Source organism: Pseudomonas sp. B2021 (genome assembly GCF_018135665.1).
Taxonomy (GTDB): domain Bacteria; phylum Pseudomonadota; class Gammaproteobacteria; order Pseudomonadales; family Pseudomonadaceae; genus Aquipseudomonas; species Aquipseudomonas lactis.
The window spans coordinates 3102840-3120633 of the sequence record NZ_SMOF01000001.1 but is presented as its reverse complement, the minus strand read 5'-3'; the positions used below and the strand labels follow the sequence as shown (position 1 = coordinate 3120633).

26 protein-coding genes and 1 tRNA gene are annotated in these 17794 nt (G+C 56.6%); 12 read left to right on the top strand and 15 right to left on the bottom strand.

What is annotated here, in order from left to right:
* Positions 1–55: 55 nt before the first annotated feature.
* Positions 56–760, top strand: a complete 705-nt coding sequence (locus E1K68_RS13935; protein ID WP_057711347.1) for a YoaK family protein — start codon at positions 56–58, stop codon at positions 758–760.
* Positions 761–907: 147 nt separating this feature from the next.
* Here E1K68_RS13935 and E1K68_RS13930 read toward each other — a convergent pair whose 3' ends face one another.
* From E1K68_RS13930 to E1K68_RS13915, 4 genes are all read right to left on the bottom strand, one after another.
* Entirely contained in the window at positions 908–1261 is a 354-nt protein-coding gene (locus tag E1K68_RS13930; RefSeq protein ID WP_212614259.1) for a hypothetical protein, read from the bottom strand.
* 172 nt (positions 1262–1433) lie between these two features.
* Entirely contained in the window at positions 1434–1745 is a 312-nt protein-coding gene (locus E1K68_RS13925; protein WP_003191337.1) for an AzlD domain-containing protein, read from the bottom strand.
* Complete coding sequence (locus E1K68_RS13920; RefSeq protein WP_003191338.1) at positions 1742–2437, bottom strand: AzlC family ABC transporter permease; 696 nt, start codon at positions 2435–2437, stop codon at positions 1742–1744. Before E1K68_RS13920 ends, E1K68_RS13925 begins: the two co-directional genes overlap by 4 nt.
* Before the next feature lie 71 nt (positions 2438–2508).
* Entirely contained in the window at positions 2509–2724 is a 216-nt protein-coding gene (locus tag E1K68_RS13915; protein ID WP_003191339.1) for a hypothetical protein, read from the bottom strand.
* A 177-nt stretch (positions 2725–2901) separates the two neighbouring features.
* Between E1K68_RS13915 and E1K68_RS13910 the strand changes: the two genes are divergently transcribed.
* From E1K68_RS13910 to E1K68_RS13875, 8 genes are all read left to right on the top strand, one after another.
* Positions 2902–3258, top strand: coding sequence for a metalloregulator ArsR/SmtB family transcription factor (locus E1K68_RS13910; RefSeq protein WP_003191341.1), 357 nt, complete (start codon positions 2902–2904; stop codon positions 3256–3258).
* A gap of 19 nt (positions 3259–3277) precedes the next feature.
* Complete coding sequence (locus E1K68_RS13905) at positions 3278–4561, top strand: arsenic transporter (RefSeq protein WP_034135045.1); 1284 nt, start codon at positions 3278–3280, stop codon at positions 4559–4561.
* 11 nt (positions 4562–4572) lie between these two features.
* Positions 4573–5055 carry an arsenate reductase ArsC gene (locus tag E1K68_RS13900; protein WP_003191344.1) on the top strand — a complete coding sequence of 161 codons (483 nt, stop codon included), beginning with the start codon at positions 4573–4575 and terminating at the stop codon, positions 5053–5055.
* A 282-nt stretch (positions 5056–5337) separates the two neighbouring features.
* On the top strand, positions 5338–5949 hold the full coding sequence (locus tag E1K68_RS13895) for a LysE family transporter (protein WP_212614258.1): 612 nt from the start codon (positions 5338–5340) through the stop codon (positions 5947–5949).
* A 318-nt stretch (positions 5950–6267) separates the two neighbouring features.
* Positions 6268–6561 carry a hypothetical protein gene (locus E1K68_RS13890; protein WP_003191347.1) on the top strand — a complete coding sequence of 98 codons (294 nt, stop codon included), beginning with the start codon at positions 6268–6270 and terminating at the stop codon, positions 6559–6561.
* A 236-nt stretch (positions 6562–6797) separates the two neighbouring features.
* Positions 6798–9512 carry a magnesium-translocating P-type ATPase gene (gene mgtA, locus E1K68_RS13885; RefSeq protein ID WP_003191349.1) on the top strand — a complete coding sequence of 905 codons (2715 nt, stop codon included), beginning with the start codon at positions 6798–6800 and terminating at the stop codon, positions 9510–9512.
* A gap of 64 nt (positions 9513–9576) precedes the next feature.
* Positions 9577–9924, top strand: a complete 348-nt coding sequence (locus E1K68_RS13880; protein WP_005788155.1) for a DUF2493 domain-containing protein — start codon at positions 9577–9579, stop codon at positions 9922–9924.
* An 18-nt stretch (positions 9925–9942) separates the two neighbouring features.
* Positions 9943–10764, top strand: coding sequence for a hypothetical protein (locus tag E1K68_RS13875; RefSeq protein WP_057711353.1), 822 nt, complete (start codon positions 9943–9945; stop codon positions 10762–10764).
* Here E1K68_RS13875 and E1K68_RS13870 read toward each other — a convergent pair.
* Entirely contained in the window at positions 10761–11459 is a 699-nt protein-coding gene (locus E1K68_RS13870) for a tellurite resistance TerB family protein (protein ID WP_212614896.1), read from the bottom strand. The genes E1K68_RS13875 and E1K68_RS13870 overlap by 4 nt on opposite strands.
* Positions 11460–11583: 124 nt before the next feature.
* On the opposite strand from E1K68_RS13870, the gene E1K68_RS13865 reads away from it, so the two are divergent.
* On the top strand, positions 11584–12111 hold the full coding sequence (locus E1K68_RS13865) for a DinB family protein (protein ID WP_003191355.1): 528 nt from the start codon (positions 11584–11586) through the stop codon (positions 12109–12111).
* A gap of 136 nt (positions 12112–12247) precedes the next feature.
* Here E1K68_RS13865 and E1K68_RS13860 read toward each other — a convergent pair whose 3' ends face one another.
* Entirely contained in the window at positions 12248–12724 is a 477-nt protein-coding gene (locus tag E1K68_RS13860) for a hypothetical protein (RefSeq protein WP_212614257.1), read from the bottom strand.
* Positions 12725–12947: 223 nt separating this feature from the next.
* Between E1K68_RS13860 and E1K68_RS13855 the strand changes: the two genes are divergently transcribed.
* Both E1K68_RS13855 and E1K68_RS13850 read left to right on the top strand, forming a co-directional pair.
* A tRNA-Leu gene (locus tag E1K68_RS13855) sits at positions 12948–13034 on the top strand.
* A gap of 185 nt (positions 13035–13219) precedes the next feature.
* Positions 13220–13396: a DUF3606 domain-containing protein gene (locus E1K68_RS13850; RefSeq protein WP_003191493.1), complete on the top strand. Its 177-nt coding sequence runs from the start codon at positions 13220–13222 to the stop codon at positions 13394–13396.
* A gap of 118 nt (positions 13397–13514) precedes the next feature.
* On the opposite strand, the gene E1K68_RS13845 is transcribed toward E1K68_RS13850, so the two are convergent.
* The 9 genes from E1K68_RS13845 to E1K68_RS13800 form a co-directional block, all read right to left on the bottom strand.
* A complete protein-coding gene (locus E1K68_RS13845) occupies positions 13515–13721 on the bottom strand; it encodes a hypothetical protein (protein ID WP_003191494.1) in 207 nt (68 codons plus the stop codon).
* A gap of 175 nt (positions 13722–13896) precedes the next feature.
* Positions 13897–14268: a hypothetical protein gene (locus E1K68_RS13840; protein ID WP_244858810.1), complete on the bottom strand. Its 372-nt coding sequence runs from the start codon at positions 14266–14268 to the stop codon at positions 13897–13899.
* Between the two features lie 431 nt (positions 14269–14699).
* Positions 14700–15014, bottom strand: a complete 315-nt coding sequence (locus tag E1K68_RS13835; protein WP_240520848.1) for a hypothetical protein — start codon at positions 15012–15014, stop codon at positions 14700–14702.
* 1 nt (position 15015) lies between these two features.
* Entirely contained in the window at positions 15016–15243 is a 228-nt protein-coding gene (locus E1K68_RS27835) for a hypothetical protein (RefSeq protein ID WP_244858809.1), read from the bottom strand.
* Positions 15244–15492: 249 nt separating this feature from the next.
* Positions 15493–15798 carry a hypothetical protein gene (locus E1K68_RS13825; protein ID WP_137203694.1) on the bottom strand — a complete coding sequence of 102 codons (306 nt, stop codon included), beginning with the start codon at positions 15796–15798 and terminating at the stop codon, positions 15493–15495.
* Positions 15780–16133 (bottom strand): hypothetical protein, encoded by a 354-nt coding sequence (locus tag E1K68_RS13820; RefSeq protein ID WP_133633692.1) that lies wholly within the window; start codon positions 16131–16133, stop codon positions 15780–15782. Before E1K68_RS13820 ends, E1K68_RS13825 begins: the two co-directional genes overlap by 19 nt.
* 56 nt (positions 16134–16189) lie before the next feature.
* Positions 16190–16579, bottom strand: coding sequence for a contact-dependent growth inhibition system immunity protein (locus E1K68_RS13815; protein WP_137203693.1), 390 nt, complete (start codon positions 16577–16579; stop codon positions 16190–16192).
* 317 nt (positions 16580–16896) lie between these two features.
* Complete coding sequence (locus E1K68_RS13805; RefSeq protein WP_003191502.1) at positions 16897–17265, bottom strand: hypothetical protein; 369 nt, start codon at positions 17263–17265, stop codon at positions 16897–16899.
* A gap of 8 nt (positions 17266–17273) precedes the next feature.
* The coding region (locus E1K68_RS13800; protein WP_212614255.1) for a hypothetical protein at positions 17274–17794 on the bottom strand (521 nt) is incomplete at its 5' end.

The window sequence follows — 17794 nt, the reverse complement described above, 5'->3', positions numbered from 1 at the left end:
CAGGCAAAGCATCCTACGGTAGTGGCCGGATAATCTCACCGAGGAAACCGGCCCCATGCTGCCTTCGTCCCGCAAGCCTTACGCCAATGCCACGCTCGCCCATCGACAGCGCTGGCGTGGGCGCGTGGGCTTGATGCTGGTGGCCTGCCTGTCAGTGCTGGCGGGCATGACCGATGCCATCGGTTTTATGGCCAGCGGCGATTTCGTCTCGTTCATGAGCGGTAACACCACGCGCCTGGCGGTGGCTATCAGCGTGGGCGACCTGGGGCTCACCGGACGGCTGGTGTTGTTGGTCGTCACCTTCGTGGTCGGCAATGCCTTGGGTGTGCTGGTCAGCCGTTTCAGCAAGCGCCATGCGTTGCCCTTACTGCTGTGCATCGGCGCCTTGCTCTGCGCTGCGGCGTTGTGGCCTGCCACCGACACCTTGCCCGCGTTGCTCGCGGCGATCATTGCCATGGGCATGCTCAACGCGGCCGTCGAAGAGGTGAACGGGCTGCCGGTGGGGCTGACCTACGTCACTGGGGCGCTGTCACGTTTTGGTCGCGGGCTGGGCCGCTGGTTATTGGGCGAGCGCCGCAATGGCTGGCGCGTGCAATTGATTCCGTGGGGTGGGATGTTCATTGGCGCTGTGATCGGTGCGCTGCTGGAACAGCAGATGGGCCTGCGCGCATTGTGGGTCAGTGGTGCGTTGGCTGGGGCCTTGGGGGTGGCGACACTGTTGATTCCGCGACGCTGGCACTTGGGTTTCATGCCCCGTTGAGGTGGGGTGGAGGAGCTCGTTCGACGTTTAAGCCTCGACATCCGTGTACCGGTAAAGAGCCATCACGTCGAACGAGCGAGTGAATCATAAGCCAATGCCCGGCGGCTGTCCCGCCAGGCGTTTCGGAATATGACTAAGGCAACCGACTTACAGACAAGTGGCCAGTGCTGCCAGGCGACGTTTGGCCGGCATATTGTCCTGAGCAGCATAATAGTTGACCGTAGAACCCGCGCCGGTGCTGAGTACATCGACAAAGTAATCGCCACCGGTGGTGTACACCGTGAAACCACCCGCCTCGGTCGCTTCCTTGAAGCCGCCGGCATCGACGCCGAACACGCTTTCATCCTGCCAGCCGAACTGGATGCACTGGGCAACGACCAGGGTGGCCTTGTCTGACGCCAGGGTCTTGTAGGGGCTGCCTGCGCGCGCCTCTTTCATCTTCGAACCTGCGCAACCGGCCAGTGCCGCCATTATCAATACGCCCATTACCACTTTGTGCATGCCATTGCTTCCTTGGAAAAACCGTGACTCTACCACTGTGCCGAGGCCAACTGACGCGCCCATGAACTTTGTTTCACTGTGAAGAGCCAACACGCCGCCTATAGTGGCCAGGCTCATTTTTTAGAAGTCTCCCTTCTGCCCGCCACCCCGCGGGCTTTTTTTTGCCCGGGTATCAGAGCCACCAACGCAGCAGATAGAACAGCGCCATGCTCAATAACACGGTGGTCAATACGCTGCGTGTCCAGTACATCAACGCCACGGCGCAGATACCGGCCAGCAGGTAAGGGTTGGTCGGGCTCAGGTTGAGCTGATGGTCCGCCAGGAAAATAATCGGCCCGCAGATCGCCGTGAGCATGCCCGGCACGGCGAAGCCCAAGAATTCACGCGCGCCGCGATTGAGCCGTACCGGCAAGCGTGGCTCGATAAACAGGTAACGGTTGAAGAACACCACCAAGCCCATGGCCACAATCATCAGGTAAATCATCGTTGCCCCACTCCCAGCCGCTTGCAGGCAAACCCCGCGCTCATCCCCAACACACCAGAGACCACCACCGCCGATTCCCAGTGCAAATAACTCAGCCAGACTGAGCACAGCAGTGCCACCGCCACGCATACCACCGTGGGTACATCGCGCACCACGGGGGTGATCAAGGCGATAAAGGTGGCGGCAATCGAGAACTCCAGCCCCAATTGATCAAGGCCGGGAATGCTCTTGCCCAGCACAATGCCGGCAAGGGTGAAGAGGTTCCAGATGATATAAAACGTCAGGCCGACGCCCAGGGCATACCAGCGATTGAAGGTCTGGCGGTCATAGTGGTTGACCAGGGCGAAGAACTCATCGGTCAACAAAAACCCCAGGCTCATGCGCCAGCGGGTGTTGAGCGAAGAAAGGGTAGGACGCATGTGCATGCCATAAAGCAGATGCTGGGAGGTCAGCAGCAAGGTGGTCAACACAATGGAAATCAGGCTGGCACCGCTCTTGACCATGCCAATGGCGACCAGTTGTGCGGCGCCGGCAAACACAATGGCAGACAAGCCTTGGGCTTGCAGCGGGGTAAATTGCGCGTCGATAGCCATCGAGCCGGCCAGCAAACCCCAGGGTGCGCAGGCCAGGGACAAGGGAATGACGGCGATGGCGCCGCGGGTGAAGGCGTAATGAGGTAATGCAGTGGACATGGAAACGGCTCATCGACAGACAGTCGACAAGCATGCCAGCACGAACGAGGGCGTGTCTTGAACGATCTTGCTCAGGCGAGCTTGACCGACACCTGCTCCACCGAATCCCGGGCCTCGCGCAATTCGTAGGCATCCTGGTTCAGTCGGTGGATGGTATTGAGCAGGCGTTGGCGCAGCACTTCATCGCCGAGTTTTTCCACGGCGCGCATCAGGTCAAACGCCGCGGTTTCGTTATTTTCCGCGACGGAATCCAAGGTCTTGCGCAGGTTGCGGGTGGCTCGGGTCACGCGGGGTCTTCCTTCATCAGCAATGGGCAGGCACGTTAGGACATTTGTGTTTCATTTTAATTTCAAACAGTTGTGGCGGTTTCAAAGGCATTTGATCCATATCAATTGAAACAAGATTTGACCGATATATATGGAAATACGTATATTCGAATGTACCTACTTGAAAAGTCCTTGATCATGTCAGACCTCCTCATCCCGACCGCCCTGTTCAAATGCCTGGCCGATGGCACCCGTGCACGGGTGACCTTACTGATCCTGCGCGAGGGCGAACTTTGTGTGTGTGAGTTGATCCATGCCTTGGACGACAGCCAGCCAAAAATCTCCCGCCATCTCGCGCAATTGCGCAGTTGCGGCCTGCTGGTGGACCGTCGTCAAGGGCAATGGATCTACTACCGCATCAATCCGGCACTGCCCGCTTGGGTCACTCAGGTGCTGGACATCACTCTGCAAGCCAACCAGCCATGGTTGCAGGACGACGCACTGCGTCTGAATGCAATGGGCGACCGACCACAACGGGCCAGCACCTGCTGCTGAGCCATCGGAGCTTTTATTCATGCTTGTCGCAATTGCGATTTTCCTCGTCACCATCGTGCTGGTCATCTGGCAACCCAAGGGCCTGGGCGTCGGCTGGAGTGCCACGTTGGGCGCCATCCTCGCGCTGGCCTGCGGAGTGATCAGCCTGGCGGACATTCCGGTGGTGTGGCACATCATCTGGAACGCCACCGGTACCTTTGTCGCGTTGATCATCATCAGCTTGTTGCTGGACGAGGCAGGCTTCTTCGCCTGGACAGCCCTGCATGTGGCGCGTTGGGGCCGTGGTCGCGGGCGGCGGTTGTTTGCTTATATGGTGCTGCTGGGTGCGCTGGTATCGGCGCTGTTTGCCAATGACGGTGCGGCGTTGATCCTGACGCCTATCGTGATGTCGATGCTGTTGGCCTTGCGATTTTCGCCGACGGCGACCCTGGCCTTCGTCATGGGCGCCGGGTTTATCGCCGATACGGCGAGCCTGCCATTGGTGGTGTCGAACCTGGTGAATATCGTTTCGGCGGACTATTTCAAGATCGGCTTCAACGAATATGCTGCCGTGATGGTGCCGGTGAACCTGGTCAGCGTGGCTGCGACCCTGGCAGTGCTGCTGTGGTTTTTTCGCCGGGACATTCCCCAAACCTACGACCCGGCTGACCTGGAAGACCCCAGCAGTGCCATCCATGACCCTGCGACGTTCCGCGCTGGTTGGTGGGTACTGGGTATTCTGCTCATCGGCTGTTTCGCCCTGGAACCTCTGGGTATTCCCATCAGTGCGATTTCCGCCGTCTGCGCCGTGCTGCTGCTGGTGATTGCCGCCAAGGGCCATAAGATTTCAACGCGCAAAGTCCTCAAGGAAGCGCCTTGGCAGATCGTGATTTTTTCCCTGGGCATGTACCTGGTGGTGTATGGCCTGCGCAACGCCGGCCTGACCGACTACCTGGCCACCTGGCTCGACTCCTTCGCCACCTACGGCGTGTGGGGCGCGGCCATGGGCACCGGGGTACTGACGGCGCTGCTCTCCTCGGCCATGAACAACCTGCCGACGGTACTGATTGGCGCGTTGTCCATCGAGTCCAGCCATGCCGTGGGCGTGGTCAAGGACGCGATGATCTACGCCAATGTGATCGGCAGCGACCTGGGCCCGAAAATCACGCCTATCGGCAGCCTGGCCACCTTGCTGTGGCTGCACATCCTGGCGCGCAAAGGCATCACCATCACCTGGGGTTACTACTTCAAGGTCGGGATCGTGCTGACCTTGCCCGTGCTGCTGATCACCCTCGCCGCCCTCGCCTTGCGCCTGAGCCTCTAAAGGAACGCCCCATGAAAGTCCTGTTCATGTGTACCGCCAACAGCTGCCGCAGCATCTTGTCCGAGGCGATGTTCAACCACCTGGCACCGTCGGGCTTCGAGGCGATCAGCTCTGGCAGCTTCCCCAAGGGGCAGGTGCTGCCACGCAGTCTGACCACGTTGCAGGCGGCGGGCATCAGCACTGACGGCCTGTACAGCAAAGGCAATGACGCCTTTGAAGACAGCCCGCCGGATGTAGTCATCACCGTATGCGATAAAGCGGCCGGTGAAGCGTGCCCGGTGTATTTCGGCCCAGCGGTGAAGACGCATTGGGGCTTGGAAGACCCTTCCGAGGTGCAGGGTAACGAGGCGCAGGTAGAGGCGGCATTCACGGCCACCCTCGACATTATCGCTGCACGCTGCAAGGCGTTTTTTGCACTGCCGTTTGCGAGTTTATCGTCGGATGAATTGAAGGCTGAAATCGACCGCATTGCCTCAACACCGCAGCCTTTGTAGGAGCGAGCTTGCTCGCGAAAAACTCATAAGCACCGCGTTCATTCAGGAAACGCGCGTTATCGTTGACGCTTCTCGCGAGCTCGCTCCTACAGGGACCTGTGACAGACGCTGATTCTGTGGGCAATGCATGGCTAGTGTGGGAGCTGGCTTGCCTGCGAAGGCGGTGGTTCAGTTGAAGATTGAGTGGCTGACATACCGCCATCGCGAACGTTCCTACAGAGGACGTGGTATCCCCTTCCCGGACTGACGTATGCTCTGGCACTTTCTCGAAAGGAACTGAGCATGCTGTCGATCTTTGTTTATGCGCTGGTATTCGGCTTCGTATTTTGCCTTTCCCCCGGCGCCGTACTGGCAGAGACCCTGCGCCGCGGCTTGCTCCATGGCTTCACACCGGCCCTGCTGGTGCAGTTCGGCTCGCTGCTGGGCGACGCCGTCTGGGCCGTGATTGGCCTCACCGGTATCGCACTGCTGATCCAGCATGATGCAGTGCGGGTACCACTCACAATCATCTGCGCGCTGTACCTGGCTTGGTTGGGCATCCGCAGCCTGATCGATGCCTGGCAGCTACCCGCAACCGGCAACGCCCCTGCCAGCTCAGGCAAAAATGCGTTGGCGGTGGGCGCGGCGATTTCCCTGGCCAACCCGAAGAACATCGTCTACTGGGGCGCCCTGGGCAGCGCCCTGTCGGGGATTGTCGGCACCACCCCCAGCCACGGGCAAACGCTGATGTTTTTTGCCGGCTTCATGCTGGCGTCGGTGCTCTCGTGTTTTCTCACTGCCGCCTTGGTAAACCTGCTGCGCAAAAACGCATCACCGACTTGGCAACGCGTGAGTTATGCGGCCTGCGGTTTAGTATTGATCTATCTGGCACTCCTCGCCGCGCAAGGTATATGAAGTTATTCAACCTACAACTTACGCGCGCCTCTTATCTGAACGAACTCTGAACACCGGATAATTTAATTAATCATACGTTGACATTCACTGACGCCCTGAGTAGATTGCCCGTGCCCGCAACTGGGGCCTTTTTTAAACCTCACAAAAGAAGCCAATGGACACAGTATCTAGTCGCTGTCCGAGCACCGCCTCTGCGGGCGTCGGGCGCCAAACCCAGAATATGACAGGACTCGCGTTCCAGGTCCGGTAAGCTGCGCTAGAGCTTGATGCTCCACCGTAACTGCCTCACCGGTCGCCCGTCCGGTCCCGAGGTGTGTTATGACCTTCCAACTCCTTGTTTTGCCCGATACACGCACACTGGTCGCCGCCCTGCGCGCCAAGCTGTGCCGCGAGCCCGTGGGCTTTTCGTCAACCCGCTCGACCTTTGCCATACCCTCCCCTCAAGTGCGTCCGGCACCGCCGCTGGCCCACTGGCGTATCTGCCCTGAAAGCGGCCACCTGGTGCAGCACTGGGATCACGCCGACCCTCAAGACCCACAGAGACCCCAGGTTTCCAGCCTGGCGCAAGCCCGCTTGCTGTTCGGTCTTTACCTGAGCGCTCGCGCCGCCTGACCTGGCTGCAAACTACAACTTTCTTATTGATACCCCTGGAGTTCTTTATGAACAAGTCCAGTAGTAGCCCGCTGCACGTTAGTTAATTAACGCACTGTTAGCGGGCCCTTCAGAAGTTACGTGAACACTTTATCTAAACCGATCGCGAAGTCCGCGACTCGGCATGCTTTCGCTCGCCTGTCTACAGGTAAGTACCGGGTATGTTTTGTCGAGAATTGGCGACAGGAGTACAGACAATGAGCGCCGTAAAAAACACGCCTCTGCACAAAAAAAATGGCACCGCCACCGACACCAAGCTGTCGATGCGTGCCGCCCGTGAAGCCCACAATGGCCTAGCAGCCACCCTCGCCAATGTACGGGCCACCCAGGACGGCCTGACCGAACTGGACGCCTCGGCGCGCCTGCAACGGGAAGGCTATAACGAAGTCGCCCATGACAAGCCGCCACACGCGATCATCCAGTTCCTGCAGGCCCTGAACAACCCGTTCATCTACGTGCTGTTGACCCTGGGCGGCATCAGCTTTGTGACTGACTGCTGGCTACCGATGCAGGAAGGCGAAGAGGCTGACCCGACCAAGGTCGTCATTATCATGACCATGGTGTTGCTCAGCAGCCTGCTGCGTTTCTGGCAGGAACACCGTTCGGCCAAATCCGCCGAGGCCCTCAAGGCTATGGTGCGCACCACCGCCACCGTGCTGCGCCGCGAGCAGGTTGGCGCCCAGCCCACCTTGCGCGAAGTGCCGATGCGCGACCTGGTGGCCGGCGATATCGTGCAGTTGTCTGCCGGCGACATGATCCCTGCCGACATCCGCCTGATCGAATCCCGTGACCTGTTTATCAGCCAGGCCGTGCTGACCGGTGAAGCCTTGCCGGTGGAGAAGTACGACACCCTGGGCGATGTCACGCAAAAATCCGCCTCCACCCTCGCCGCCGACCAGGGCAACCTGCTGGACCTGCCGAACATCTGCTTCATGGGCACCAACGTGGTCAGCGGCCGCGCCAAAGCGGTGGTAGTGGCAACGGGGCCGCGCACTTACTTTGGTTCCCTGGCCAAGGCGATTGTCGGCTCGCGGGTGCAAACCGCCTTCGACCGCGGCGTGAACAGTGTCAGCTGGCTGCTGATCCGCTTCATGCTGGTGATGGTGCCCATCGTGTTCTTCCTCAATGGCTTCTCCAAGGGCGATTGGGGCGATGCCTTCCTGTTTGCCCTGGCAGTAGCCGTCGGCCTTACCCCGGAAATGCTGCCGATGATCGTCAGCGCCAACCTGGCCAAGGGTGCTACGGCCATGGCCAAGCGCAAGGTGGTGGTCAAGCGCCTCAATGCGATCCAGAACTTCGGTTCGATGGACGTGCTGTGCACCGACAAGACCGGCACCCTCACCCAGGACAAGATCATCCTCGAGCATCACGTCAATGCCTTCGGCCAGCGCGATGACGCCGTGCTGTCCCTGGCCTGGCTCAACAGCTTTCACCAGAGCGGCATGAAAAACCTGATGGACCAGGCGGTGGTGCAGTTCTCGGAACAGAACCCCAAGTTCCAGGTGCCGTTTGCCTACAGCAAGGTCGATGAATTGCCGTTCGACTTTGTTCGTCGTCGCCTGTCGATCGTGGTCAAGGATGCCGCCGGTGACCATCTGCTGGTGTGCAAAGGCGCGGTGGAAGAGATGCTGAGCATTGCCACGCACGTCATGGAGGCCGGCGAAGCCTTGCCCCTGGATGAGCGCCGTCGTGACGCCCTGCTGACACTCGCCAATGACTACAACGAAGACGGTTTCCGCGTACTCGTAGTGGCGACCCGCAATATCCCCAAAGCACTGGCACGCCAGCAGTACACCACCAGCGACGAACGCAACCTGGTGATCCAGGGCTTCCTGACCTTCCTGGACCCACCGAAGGAAACCGCAGGCCCAGCCATTGCGGCGCTGCAACAGATTGGCGTGGCGATCAAAGTGTTGACCGGTGACAACGCCGTGGTCACCAGCAAGATCTGCCGCCAGGTTGGACTGGAACCCGGCCAGCCGCTGCTAGGCGTGGAAATCGAAGCCATGGACGACGCCACTTTGCTGCGCCGTGTGGAAGAACGCACGGTGTTCGCCAAGCTCACGCCGCTGCAAAAATCCCGCGTGCTCAAGGCCCTGCAAGCTAACGGGCACACCGTCGGCTTCCTCGGCGACGGTATCAACGATGCACCGGCGCTGCGCGATGCCGATGTGGGCATTTCGGTGGACAGCGGTACCGACATCGCCAAGGAATCGGCGGACATCATCCTGTTGGAAAAGAGCCTGATGGTGCTCGAAGAGGGCGTGCTCAAGGGCCGCGAAACCTTCGGCAATATCATGAAGTACCTGAACATGACCGCCAGCTCCAACTTCGGCAACGTATTCTCGGTGCTGGTGGCCAGCGCGTTCATTCCGTTCATGCCGATGCTGGCGATCCATCTGCTGCTGCAGAACCTGATGTATGACATCTCCCAACTGGCCCTGCCGTGGGACAAGATGGACAAGGAATACCTGGCCAAGCCACGCAAGTGGGATGCGAAAAACATCGGCCGCTTCATGATCTGGATCGGCCCTACCTCGTCGATCTTCGACATCACCACCTTTGCGCTGATGTGGTACGTGTTCTCGGCCAACAGTGTGGAAATGCAGACCCTGTTCCAGTCCGGCTGGTTTATCGAGGGGCTGCTTTCGCAAACCCTGGTGGTGCATATGCTGCGCACCCGCAAGATCCCGTTCTTCCAGAGCACAGCCGCCTGGCCGGTGTTGATGATGACCTGCATCGTGATTGCCTTGGGCATCTACGTGCCGTTCTCGCCGCTGGGCACCCTGGTGGGCCTGCAACCGCTGCCGATGGCGTACTTCCCATGGCTGGTAGGCACGTTGCTGGCTTACTGCTGCGTCGCCCAACTGATGAAGACCATCTACATCCGCCGCTTCAAGCAGTGGTACTGACCCTCCCCGCCGTTCCAACGCTGGTGGCCGCCCGGTCGCCAGCGTGCAATACAAGGATTTGCTCATGCGCGTGTTGATCTGTGCAGGTCGTCATTACGCCGACACCAAAAAGTCCCGCCACGTGCTGGACGCTTACCACCGCCTGCACCCGGTGCAGGTATTGATCCACGGCGGCAACCAGTTTCTCGGCAGCGAGATCGAGGAATGGGCACGGGAAATCGGTATCGACGTGGTGCGCTACCCACCCAATTGGCAGCGCCACGGCAAACAGGCCGAACGCCAGCGCAACCACTTCATGCTGGCCGACAGCCGCCCCGACCTGATCATCGCCCTGCCGGGCGGTGACGATACCTCGGAGCTGGTTTGCCAGGCCAAAGCCAGCGGCATTTCGGTGCTGACCGTAGAAAGCTGAATTCAAGCGAGGTGCATCATGCACAAAAAACACACGCCGGCACGCCGCGACGGGTTTGCCAAATATCGCGCACGCCACTCTCGCGGTGCTCGCCCAACTTTGCTGTTACTGCCACCGGCCAAGCGCCGTGCATTGCAGCGCAACTTGATCTTTATCGGCATGACGCTGGGCCTGGTCTTTGTCGTCGCGTTGATTTCAAAAGCCCAAGCCGCAGGCGGCGCTTATGTGGTTGATGACGGCGCGATCAACGCGCCGGGGGAATGCAACGTCGACGCCTGGTACAGCGCCCAGCGGCACGCGGGGAGTACCCACAACAGCAACGTGTCGCCCGCCTGCACGTTCAGCGCCATGCCTGCCGTGCAATGGGGCGCCGCGTTGTCACGGGCCACGGATGCAGGCAAAGGCGAGACGCAGATCAGCCCGCAAGCCAAGGTGCAGGTGCTGTCACGGCAAGACTTGGGCTTGGAACTGGCGGTTGCTGTCGGGGCGCATGTCGCGCTGGATCGCCATCACGGGTTTGATGGCGCAGACCTGAACATCCCACTCACATGGCAACCCCTGGCGCCCCTGCGGCTGAACCTGAACGCCGGCTGGAGCCACGCCTACAACGAGGGTGATCAACAGCATCGCCTGACGTGGGGCACGGGGTTCGAATATCAGTTGGCAGACGCGCTCACATTGATTGGCGAGCGCTATGGCCAGGAAGGCGGCGAACAGGCCTGGCAGGCTGGGCCGCGTTTGCACATCGGCGAATTTGTCGACGTGGACGTGCTGGTCGGGCGCAGCCTGATTGGCGATCGCGCCCAGTGGCTGACCACTGGGGCGACGCTGAGGTTCTAGGCTTTGGCCTGCTGCTCCAGATGCACCTGCAATTGCGGATCGATTTGCAACTGACCGGCCAGGTCGTCGAGGTAATTACGCTCGGCGTCCTGTTGGTCATCGACCAGCATCACGCTCGCCAGATAAATCTCCGCTGCGATTGCCGGGTCATTGGCATACTCGGCAAAATCGGCGGCATCCAGGGGCTTGGCAACTTCGGCGTCGAGCCACTGCTGCAATTGTGGGTCGTCGGTATGACGGCCGATCTCGGCGGAAATCATCTGCTGCTCTTGTGCATCGATTTCGCCATCGGCCTTGGCCGCCGCGATCAACGCACGCAGTACGCCGTGGCTATGGGCTTCGGCTTCAGGCCCGTCAAGCTGGTCAACGGTCTGGATAGCTTGCTGCGGTGCCGAAGCCTGTTGGCGTTGCCAGGCTTGGTACGCCTGGAACGCCGCCATGCCCAGGGACGCCAGCGCCGCGTAGTTCATCCCACCGCCGCTACGCGTCTGGGTGGTCCCACCTGCCGGCGCGCCACCCAACAAGCCACCCAGGCCACCTAACAAACCACCCAAACCGCCGCCCGCCGATGACGCATTGCCGGTGCCGGCGCCCTTCAACAACCCTCCGAGCAACCCGCCCAGGCCGCCGCCCGAAGCCCCGCCGCCTTGCTGCCCTGCACGCAACAGTTGTTCCAGTAGATCGCTGGTATTCATGGTGTCGCCCTCCGGGGCGCAATAGTGGCGTTGATCAAACATAGTCCTCCCCTGATGGAACACCATGACCGTCGGGCGGGCAAGCTTTATGATGACGCCATCACGCCGACAAGGGAGAACAGCGGTGAACCGCATCGAGCATATTGCGTTGATGGCCACTTACAACCAATGGATGAACCGCAAGGTCTACGACGCCGCCAGCACCCTGACGCACGCACAATTGACCCAGGACCGCCAGGCGTTTTTCGGCTCGATCCTCGGCACCTTGAACCACCTGATGCTGGGTGACACCGTCTGGCTCAAGCGCTTTGCCGAACACCCGGCCAACTTTGCGGCCTTGGCGCCGCTGAACGGGGTGGCCACGCCCAGCGACCTCGAGCAAGTAGCCTTCCCCAGCCTTTCCGAACTAGCGGCCCATCGCGCCTGGCTGGATCAACTCATCATCGATTGGGCCCACAGCCTGCAAGAGCCCCACCTCGACCAACGCCTGCGCTATCACAACATGCGCGGCGTGGCCGCCGAGAAACCCTTCTTCGGTTTGCTGGTGCACTTTTTCAACCACCAGACTCACCACCGCGGCCAGGTGACGACACTGCTGAGCCAGGCGGGTGTGGACGTAGGGGTCACCGACTTGCTGGCGCTGATTGACTGAAGGCCGACACGGTCAATGTGGGAGCTGGCTTGCCTGCGATGGCGGTGTAACAGGTTCTATACCGGTACTGACACATCGCTATCGCAGGCAAGCCAGCTCCCACAGTTGCCCTATATTGCTCACAGCATCAGTGCCGTCACTTCACCTTGCTGCTCAAGGTCTCCACACTGCGCTTCACATCATCCAGGCTGCGCTTGAGCCCGTCGATCTCGCTTTTCTGCCGCTCTATCGTGCTCTTCTGCTCATCCACCGTACGCTTGAGACTCGACAGCTGGCTGTCACTGCTACTGGTACTCGAACCGTCCTTGCGCTTGAACTCATCAAACGCACGCTCCTGCCCTTCCACCTTACTTTTCAAGCTTTGCAGTTCGCTTTGACTCTGTTTTTGCCCAGCCTGCAGCGCCTCGACATCCCCCACGGAAACACCCGACGGCTTCAACACATAGACACCGCCCACGTCCATCGAGCCGGCCGTTAACTTATCTGAAGACGACGCACTAAACTCACCCCACTGCACCGCACTCCCCGCCTGCGCCGAGCTGAACACGGCAGTGCCCAACAAACCCGCCACACCCACGGCCATGATCCAAGCCTGCTTACGGACACTGAGCATCAAACGACTCCTGGCGAAATGCCGAAATGGCATATCGCTATGACTGTCATTTATGGGGCTTGTTCCTGGGTTGCTTGCGTTCATCAGCACTTGGCACAAAGGCCCTGTAGATCACTGATCTGCCAAGCTTTTTCCTGCGCATCTTTATGCGGGAAAACCGGCCTGGAGGTTGCGCTGAAGCGGCTAGATCTATATATTCCCAACCCTGTTACACCGCGCTACCGCCCGAATGGCGAAACTGGTAGACGCATGGGACTTAAAATCCCCCGCTCGTAAGGGCGTCCCGGTTCGATTCCGGGTTCGGGCACCATAGATATCAAGGGCTTGCCGGGGAAACCTGGGCAGGCCCTTATCTTTTCTGTTCCGCAATTCCCTCGCCTGGCGTCCTGCCGAACGAATTCCCCACCTCTTTATTCAGACCGAACTACCGTCTTGTACTAACGTTCTATCGAGATAGGCTTGGGCGCTTCCAAGTCATCCCGCATGGAGCTAAATATGTCTGACGATTTGAAAAACCGTGGCCCGCAAGATCGCGCTCGAGTAAACACCTCGGAAGCTTGGGAGGTGAAGTACTGGACCAAAGAGTTCGGTGTAACCGAGCAACAGCTCAAGGATGCAGTGAGAGCTGTTGGTCCGATGGCTGACGACGTACGCAAGAAACTCGGTAAGTGAAGAGTGGTGACGCCCCGCGCGCAAGCGGGGCTGTTTACTGAACCTCATTGTGGTTATTACGCCGCTAGACTACGGTAAAAATGAGTGAATCCGTCAGGCTGAAAAGCGTAATTGGCGATTACTTATTTGGCTCGAATTTCGCAAACATCAGGCCGAAGAAAAAACCTCCGACCATGGCCAGATAGACCGACTTGTAGCCTGCGACGTTATAGGCCAGCCAGTAGTTGACCGCAGTGATGACGGCGAACGCCACGAAGAACTGTTTACGAGAAAATCGGCTGAAAAAGCGCTCTACCGCCGCATTCATCGCCTTGAGCTTGTTCATTGCGCCTCGTCCTTGAAAAAAGTAGAAATCCTAGCTCAACCCTCTATTGCCCGCCATGCTGCATCCGTTAGCGGAGGGCACCGCCGGGACTGGAACGGCCGTAAATACGAAGTAGCGGCATGATCAGGTCAGTTGCTCGATCGATAAATGAACGCCGGCCATCCACTGGCTTTGATTACTGAGCGCCAACACTTGGAACCCATAAAGTGCATGCAGTCGCTGCCTGAGCAATGAGCCAATCATGCTCACGCTTTGCGAAGGGTCGAGGCATCTCATAAGAGATCCGAAGCGCAAAGTTATAGGCGCCAATGACTTCGTTTCCAGTCGGTGTCGCTTCTTTCAATTTTGTGTTGGTTTTTAGCCCTTCTACGGCTCCGTGTAGGGCCAGTGCTTGTTTGGACGTGTCTGCACTTTCTTCCAAGATTTTTACCACGATAAAGGCTGCATTAGAGCAGCGATCCATCTTTTCCCACTGCTTCAGCTGTGCCTCATCACCCAGCGCTACAGCGGAGGTGAGCAGCATCAGTGAGCCAATCCAAATACGCATAGTTTTGATCCTTCAAAAATTTCGGCATTAATACCCCAACCCTGACCAAATTGCCACCACCATTCACGTAGGACGGCACCTACCTGAGGTAAAAGAAAAAGAAAAAGAAAAAAGGGACAGATATATTTTCCAGAGACTCATTCGCTATATCTAAAAGGGCTCGTCAACCCTATAAATAAATCTGTCCCGTTTTTTGAAAGAACGCATGGGCATTGCTATCTTTGGCGTGCTGCTGAATGCGCTGCTGTTGATGCCTGACGATTTGATGTCTCCGATTCACGCGGGCTCTCCTTGTTCTAGCGGTGTGTGTTCGCAACTATCACCGTAGACCAAGGGCGGCCTTTTTTCTTTTTTTCTAATCAGATCAGCCGGTTAGCTGTTGAGTAAGTGCCATTCAAATCTGCCCCCTTTTTTGCGAATCTATCCGCTTGTCAATGGTTTGCACTATGATTTTTTATGCGCTCTAAGAACTCAGCCATAGCTAGTGGATCCCGCTCCACTAGCTCTTCAATTAAATCTTCTGCTGCCCAGTGCAAAATCATGTCTCCTTCATCTCGATCTTTGCAGAGAATGAGATCACTTGACAAAGAGGAGTCAAGAACATTGACCTCACTTTCACTGAGTGCCATCAACCCACCGTAACCATCATAGGGAATGACCCAGTAAAAGCGCTCGTTCCTTATCCAGTAAATCCCAAAAACCTGCACAGGCTCTTCTCGGCCAATTTCTCGAACAATCATGTCCACATCACTCAATAGTTCTTCCGGGCTGCAGCACAGGCGGCAGCTGCTGGGGCGTCGTGATTTTCATATCATATGCTTTATCGGTAACGGAGTTGTACTGATAGTAAACGGTTATATTTTCTCCGTTAAGCAGCCGCTGACTGGCTTCCATTTTTTTCCATCCTTCACTTCGCGGAAAATCTTTGTCGCCTGCTAATTTCGTATCACGACCAGCCGAGGGATTATCAATCACTCTATTCCACAACGTTTGCTCATTCAAATCTCGCGGCACAGTAGACTGATAGCTCTTTGCTGTTGAATGAGTTGCATAGTTAAGAAGGCCAGCTGAAAATTCATCGGCCGAGTTTCCCTTCCATAGCTATCTCGACTTACTTTAGACCTTTCAGTAACAGCGCTTGGGCTATATGGATCATCCACCACAGCTGGTTTACCGCCACTGAACTCACCCGCATTTCCATCTTTTGTACCGACTAATTATCGACTATGGGCAATACTCAACCATATAACTGCTCCCTAGTTCTTGCTGCATCGATTTGGCCAGTTCCTCTCCCTCTGCTTTATGCCGAAGCTCTGCCTCAGGCGTGGCAAAACAAGAATCGGGCGGGTAGTCGTTGTTGAACGTCGACTGATACTCACCGTCCCACTCACTGATTTTGACCATCAGCTCTGGACAAAGGGGTAAATCTTCAATATCAACGTGCCCCATTCTATCCGGATCTGGGCAGAATATCGGCCCAGCCAAATACTCACTCGTTAGTCTTAACCTGATCATGGCAATGGTTTCCAAGAACTGACCGGATTAGCTCGAACCACGAAGCCGTTTGAGCTAACCCCAACTGCGGTATTTTGCTCAACACCATTGTGCGTGATGCGATAAACATTAGCCGAACCATTGGTCCCGACAACTTTCCCACGCTCAAGAGCACTCATTACAACATTTGGAATGTCATCACGTGAGATGCCTTTGTTGACAAAGTCGGCTTCGTGTCGTTTGTAGATATGTTGCAATCCGGCAGCATCAGTACCCTTTTCCAGCCAGACTGTTCGGCCATCTGGCAACCTACGGATATCAACCACACTTCCTGGGGTGATTTTAGTGCCTACAGGCAATCCCGAAATCAACTCGTCCCTCGTCAGAGCGGACCCCGACACTCCTTTTGCACCAACTTACAAACTACTTAAACGCCAAGCGCCCTCAACAAAGTCGAAGCATCCTTTAATAGTTTGGGATCTTGGCTTAAATTCTTCACTTCGGCCAAAGCGCAAACGGCCTTTTGCGCCGCACTTGTATTTCTCTGCCAACACTCTGCACTCACACTCGCCAGAGCTGCAAGCAGCTCGCCGTCGTATCTCTCTCCTGCCAACACATCATCATGTAGTAATATCACAGCAAAGGGTAATAGCTCATTAACAAAAAGATTTTGCCTAATTGCGCGACATACATCTCCTACACTTAAGTGATCTAGTGGAGTATCGCATACCAAAAGATACCATTCGCTCAACGACGACGGGCTGTCTTCTGGTAACCAACTGATTTGAGTAAGTCTTTCCAATTCACGAAACGTCATATCCCGGCACCATTTAAAGCTGACTCAATACGATTGATAGTATCGACCGCTCGCTGACGTGCAGCTTGCGCTGACGGTTCATTCACCCCTTCAAGGTGTCCGCATGGTTCCGTAAACCTCGAAGAGTGTCGTTCATCTCTTTTAGGTGATCCCGATAACCACCGCCAGGCTTCGGAACAGGATTACCAGCCATATCCTTTAAGGTACCCGTAATATCACTATCCTTGAAATCATGAGAATATTGTCAATTTTTCCGACAACTCTTTTTTGGCCTTGACTCAGCGTAGCCAGAGTGTCTCCAGCCCCTTTTGCACCAACTAATCTTCGACAATTATATCTACAGCTTGCCCCTTGATAGCTACTCGCCCCCAGTCTCCGGTCAGTTCATAGCCATCATCACAACCAACAAAACTGTCTATATTCCCATAATCGAACTCGCCCGAAGCATCTGCATATGCCATAAACCTCCTATCAAGCCATTCGAAAGAATCTACATTTAGAAAGCGCAAAAAAATCTTTCTATAGCAATGTTTCTCTCCTTCTTGTGGCTTTTTATATTTTGGATGACTTTCAGTAAGAACTGCTTCTAACTCAAAGATTAGAGAGTCCTCCGCCTCACGAACAGATAAAACATAGCTATCTTCGAGATAGATATTTGAAAGCGAGGGAATTTCATAATAGTTCATATTTATCCTCACAAATCAAAGTCAATTGACGTGTGATTATCCGGACTTTTTCTTGTTACCGGATTACCAAAGGCGTCTGTTCTTTGACCTGTCGCGCTTTTAAACTCAACATGTGGATCAGCACTTCCTGGCGCCCGCGAACTGCCTTGTTTGATTGTCACACGAGGAATGCCATTCGCGTCAAGATATTTGAGAGTGCCACCACCAGTCTGTACAGGCTTCCAACCTTGAGCTTCCGCATATTGCTTCAACTCGCTAGCTTTTGGCGTTCGACCGGGTTCAAAAATCTTATTAATGCCTTTTGCACCATTAGCAAAAACCGTGCTCCCCGCCTTCACGCCTAAGGACTTAACTTCCCCAAGCACAGCATCCATCAAAAACTCAGTCGCTACAACATACTCATTTCCATGCAAAAGGTTATCAGGGTCGACTTTAGCCTCCTCATGAACCCCCTTCATAGTTTCAACAGTACGATCTGTCAGCTTTGCAGCGAGCTCGATAGCTTTAGATTCTTTGAACTCTCTGTACT

Coding starts and splice junctions, on each gene's coding strand:
- E1K68_RS13910 (WP_003191341.1), top strand. CDS start 2,902: ATGTCAGACCTCCTCATCCCGACCGCCCTGTTCAAATGCCTGGCCGAT.
- E1K68_RS13900 (WP_003191344.1), top strand. CDS start 4,573: ATGAAAGTCCTGTTCATGTGTACCGCCAACAGCTGCCGCAGCATCTTG.
- E1K68_RS13845 (WP_003191494.1), bottom strand. CDS start 13,721: ATGAACAAGCTCAAGGCGATGAATGCGGCGGTAGAGCGCTTTTTCAGC.
- E1K68_RS13930 (WP_212614259.1), bottom strand. CDS start 1,261: ATGCACAAAGTGGTAATGGGCGTATTGATAATGGCGGCACTGGCCGGT.
- E1K68_RS13815 (WP_137203693.1), bottom strand. CDS start 16,579: ATGACGTTTCGTGAATTGGAAAGACTTACTCAAATCAGTTGGTTACCA.
- E1K68_RS13850 (WP_003191493.1), top strand. CDS start 13,220: ATGTCTGACGATTTGAAAAACCGTGGCCCGCAAGATCGCGCTCGAGTA.
- E1K68_RS13895 (WP_212614258.1), top strand. CDS start 5,338: ATGCTGTCGATCTTTGTTTATGCGCTGGTATTCGGCTTCGTATTTTGC.
- E1K68_RS13920 (WP_003191338.1), bottom strand. CDS start 2,437: ATGTCCACTGCATTACCTCATTACGCCTTCACCCGCGGCGCCATCGCC.
- E1K68_RS13860 (WP_212614257.1), bottom strand. CDS start 12,724: ATGCTCAGTGTCCGTAAGCAGGCTTGGATCATGGCCGTGGGTGTGGCG.
- E1K68_RS13925 (WP_003191337.1), bottom strand. CDS start 1,745: ATGATTTACCTGATGATTGTGGCCATGGGCTTGGTGGTGTTCTTCAAC.
- mgtA (WP_003191349.1), top strand. CDS start 6,798: ATGAGCGCCGTAAAAAACACGCCTCTGCACAAAAAAAATGGCACCGCC.
- E1K68_RS13875 (WP_057711353.1), top strand. CDS start 9,943: ATGCACAAAAAACACACGCCGGCACGCCGCGACGGGTTTGCCAAATAT.
- E1K68_RS13840 (WP_244858810.1), bottom strand. CDS start 14,268: ATGCGTATTTGGATTGGCTCACTGATGCTGCTCACCTCCGCTGTAGCG.
- E1K68_RS13880 (WP_005788155.1), top strand. CDS start 9,577: ATGCGCGTGTTGATCTGTGCAGGTCGTCATTACGCCGACACCAAAAAG.
- E1K68_RS13935 (WP_057711347.1), top strand. CDS start 56: ATGCTGCCTTCGTCCCGCAAGCCTTACGCCAATGCCACGCTCGCCCAT.
- E1K68_RS13870 (WP_212614896.1), bottom strand. CDS start 11,459: ATGAATACCAGCGATCTACTGGAACAACTGTTGCGTGCAGGGCAGCAA.
- E1K68_RS13905 (WP_034135045.1), top strand. CDS start 3,278: ATGCTTGTCGCAATTGCGATTTTCCTCGTCACCATCGTGCTGGTCATC.
- E1K68_RS13890 (WP_003191347.1), top strand. CDS start 6,268: ATGACCTTCCAACTCCTTGTTTTGCCCGATACACGCACACTGGTCGCC.
- E1K68_RS13805 (WP_003191502.1), bottom strand. CDS start 17,265: ATGAACTATTATGAAATTCCCTCGCTTTCAAATATCTATCTCGAAGAT.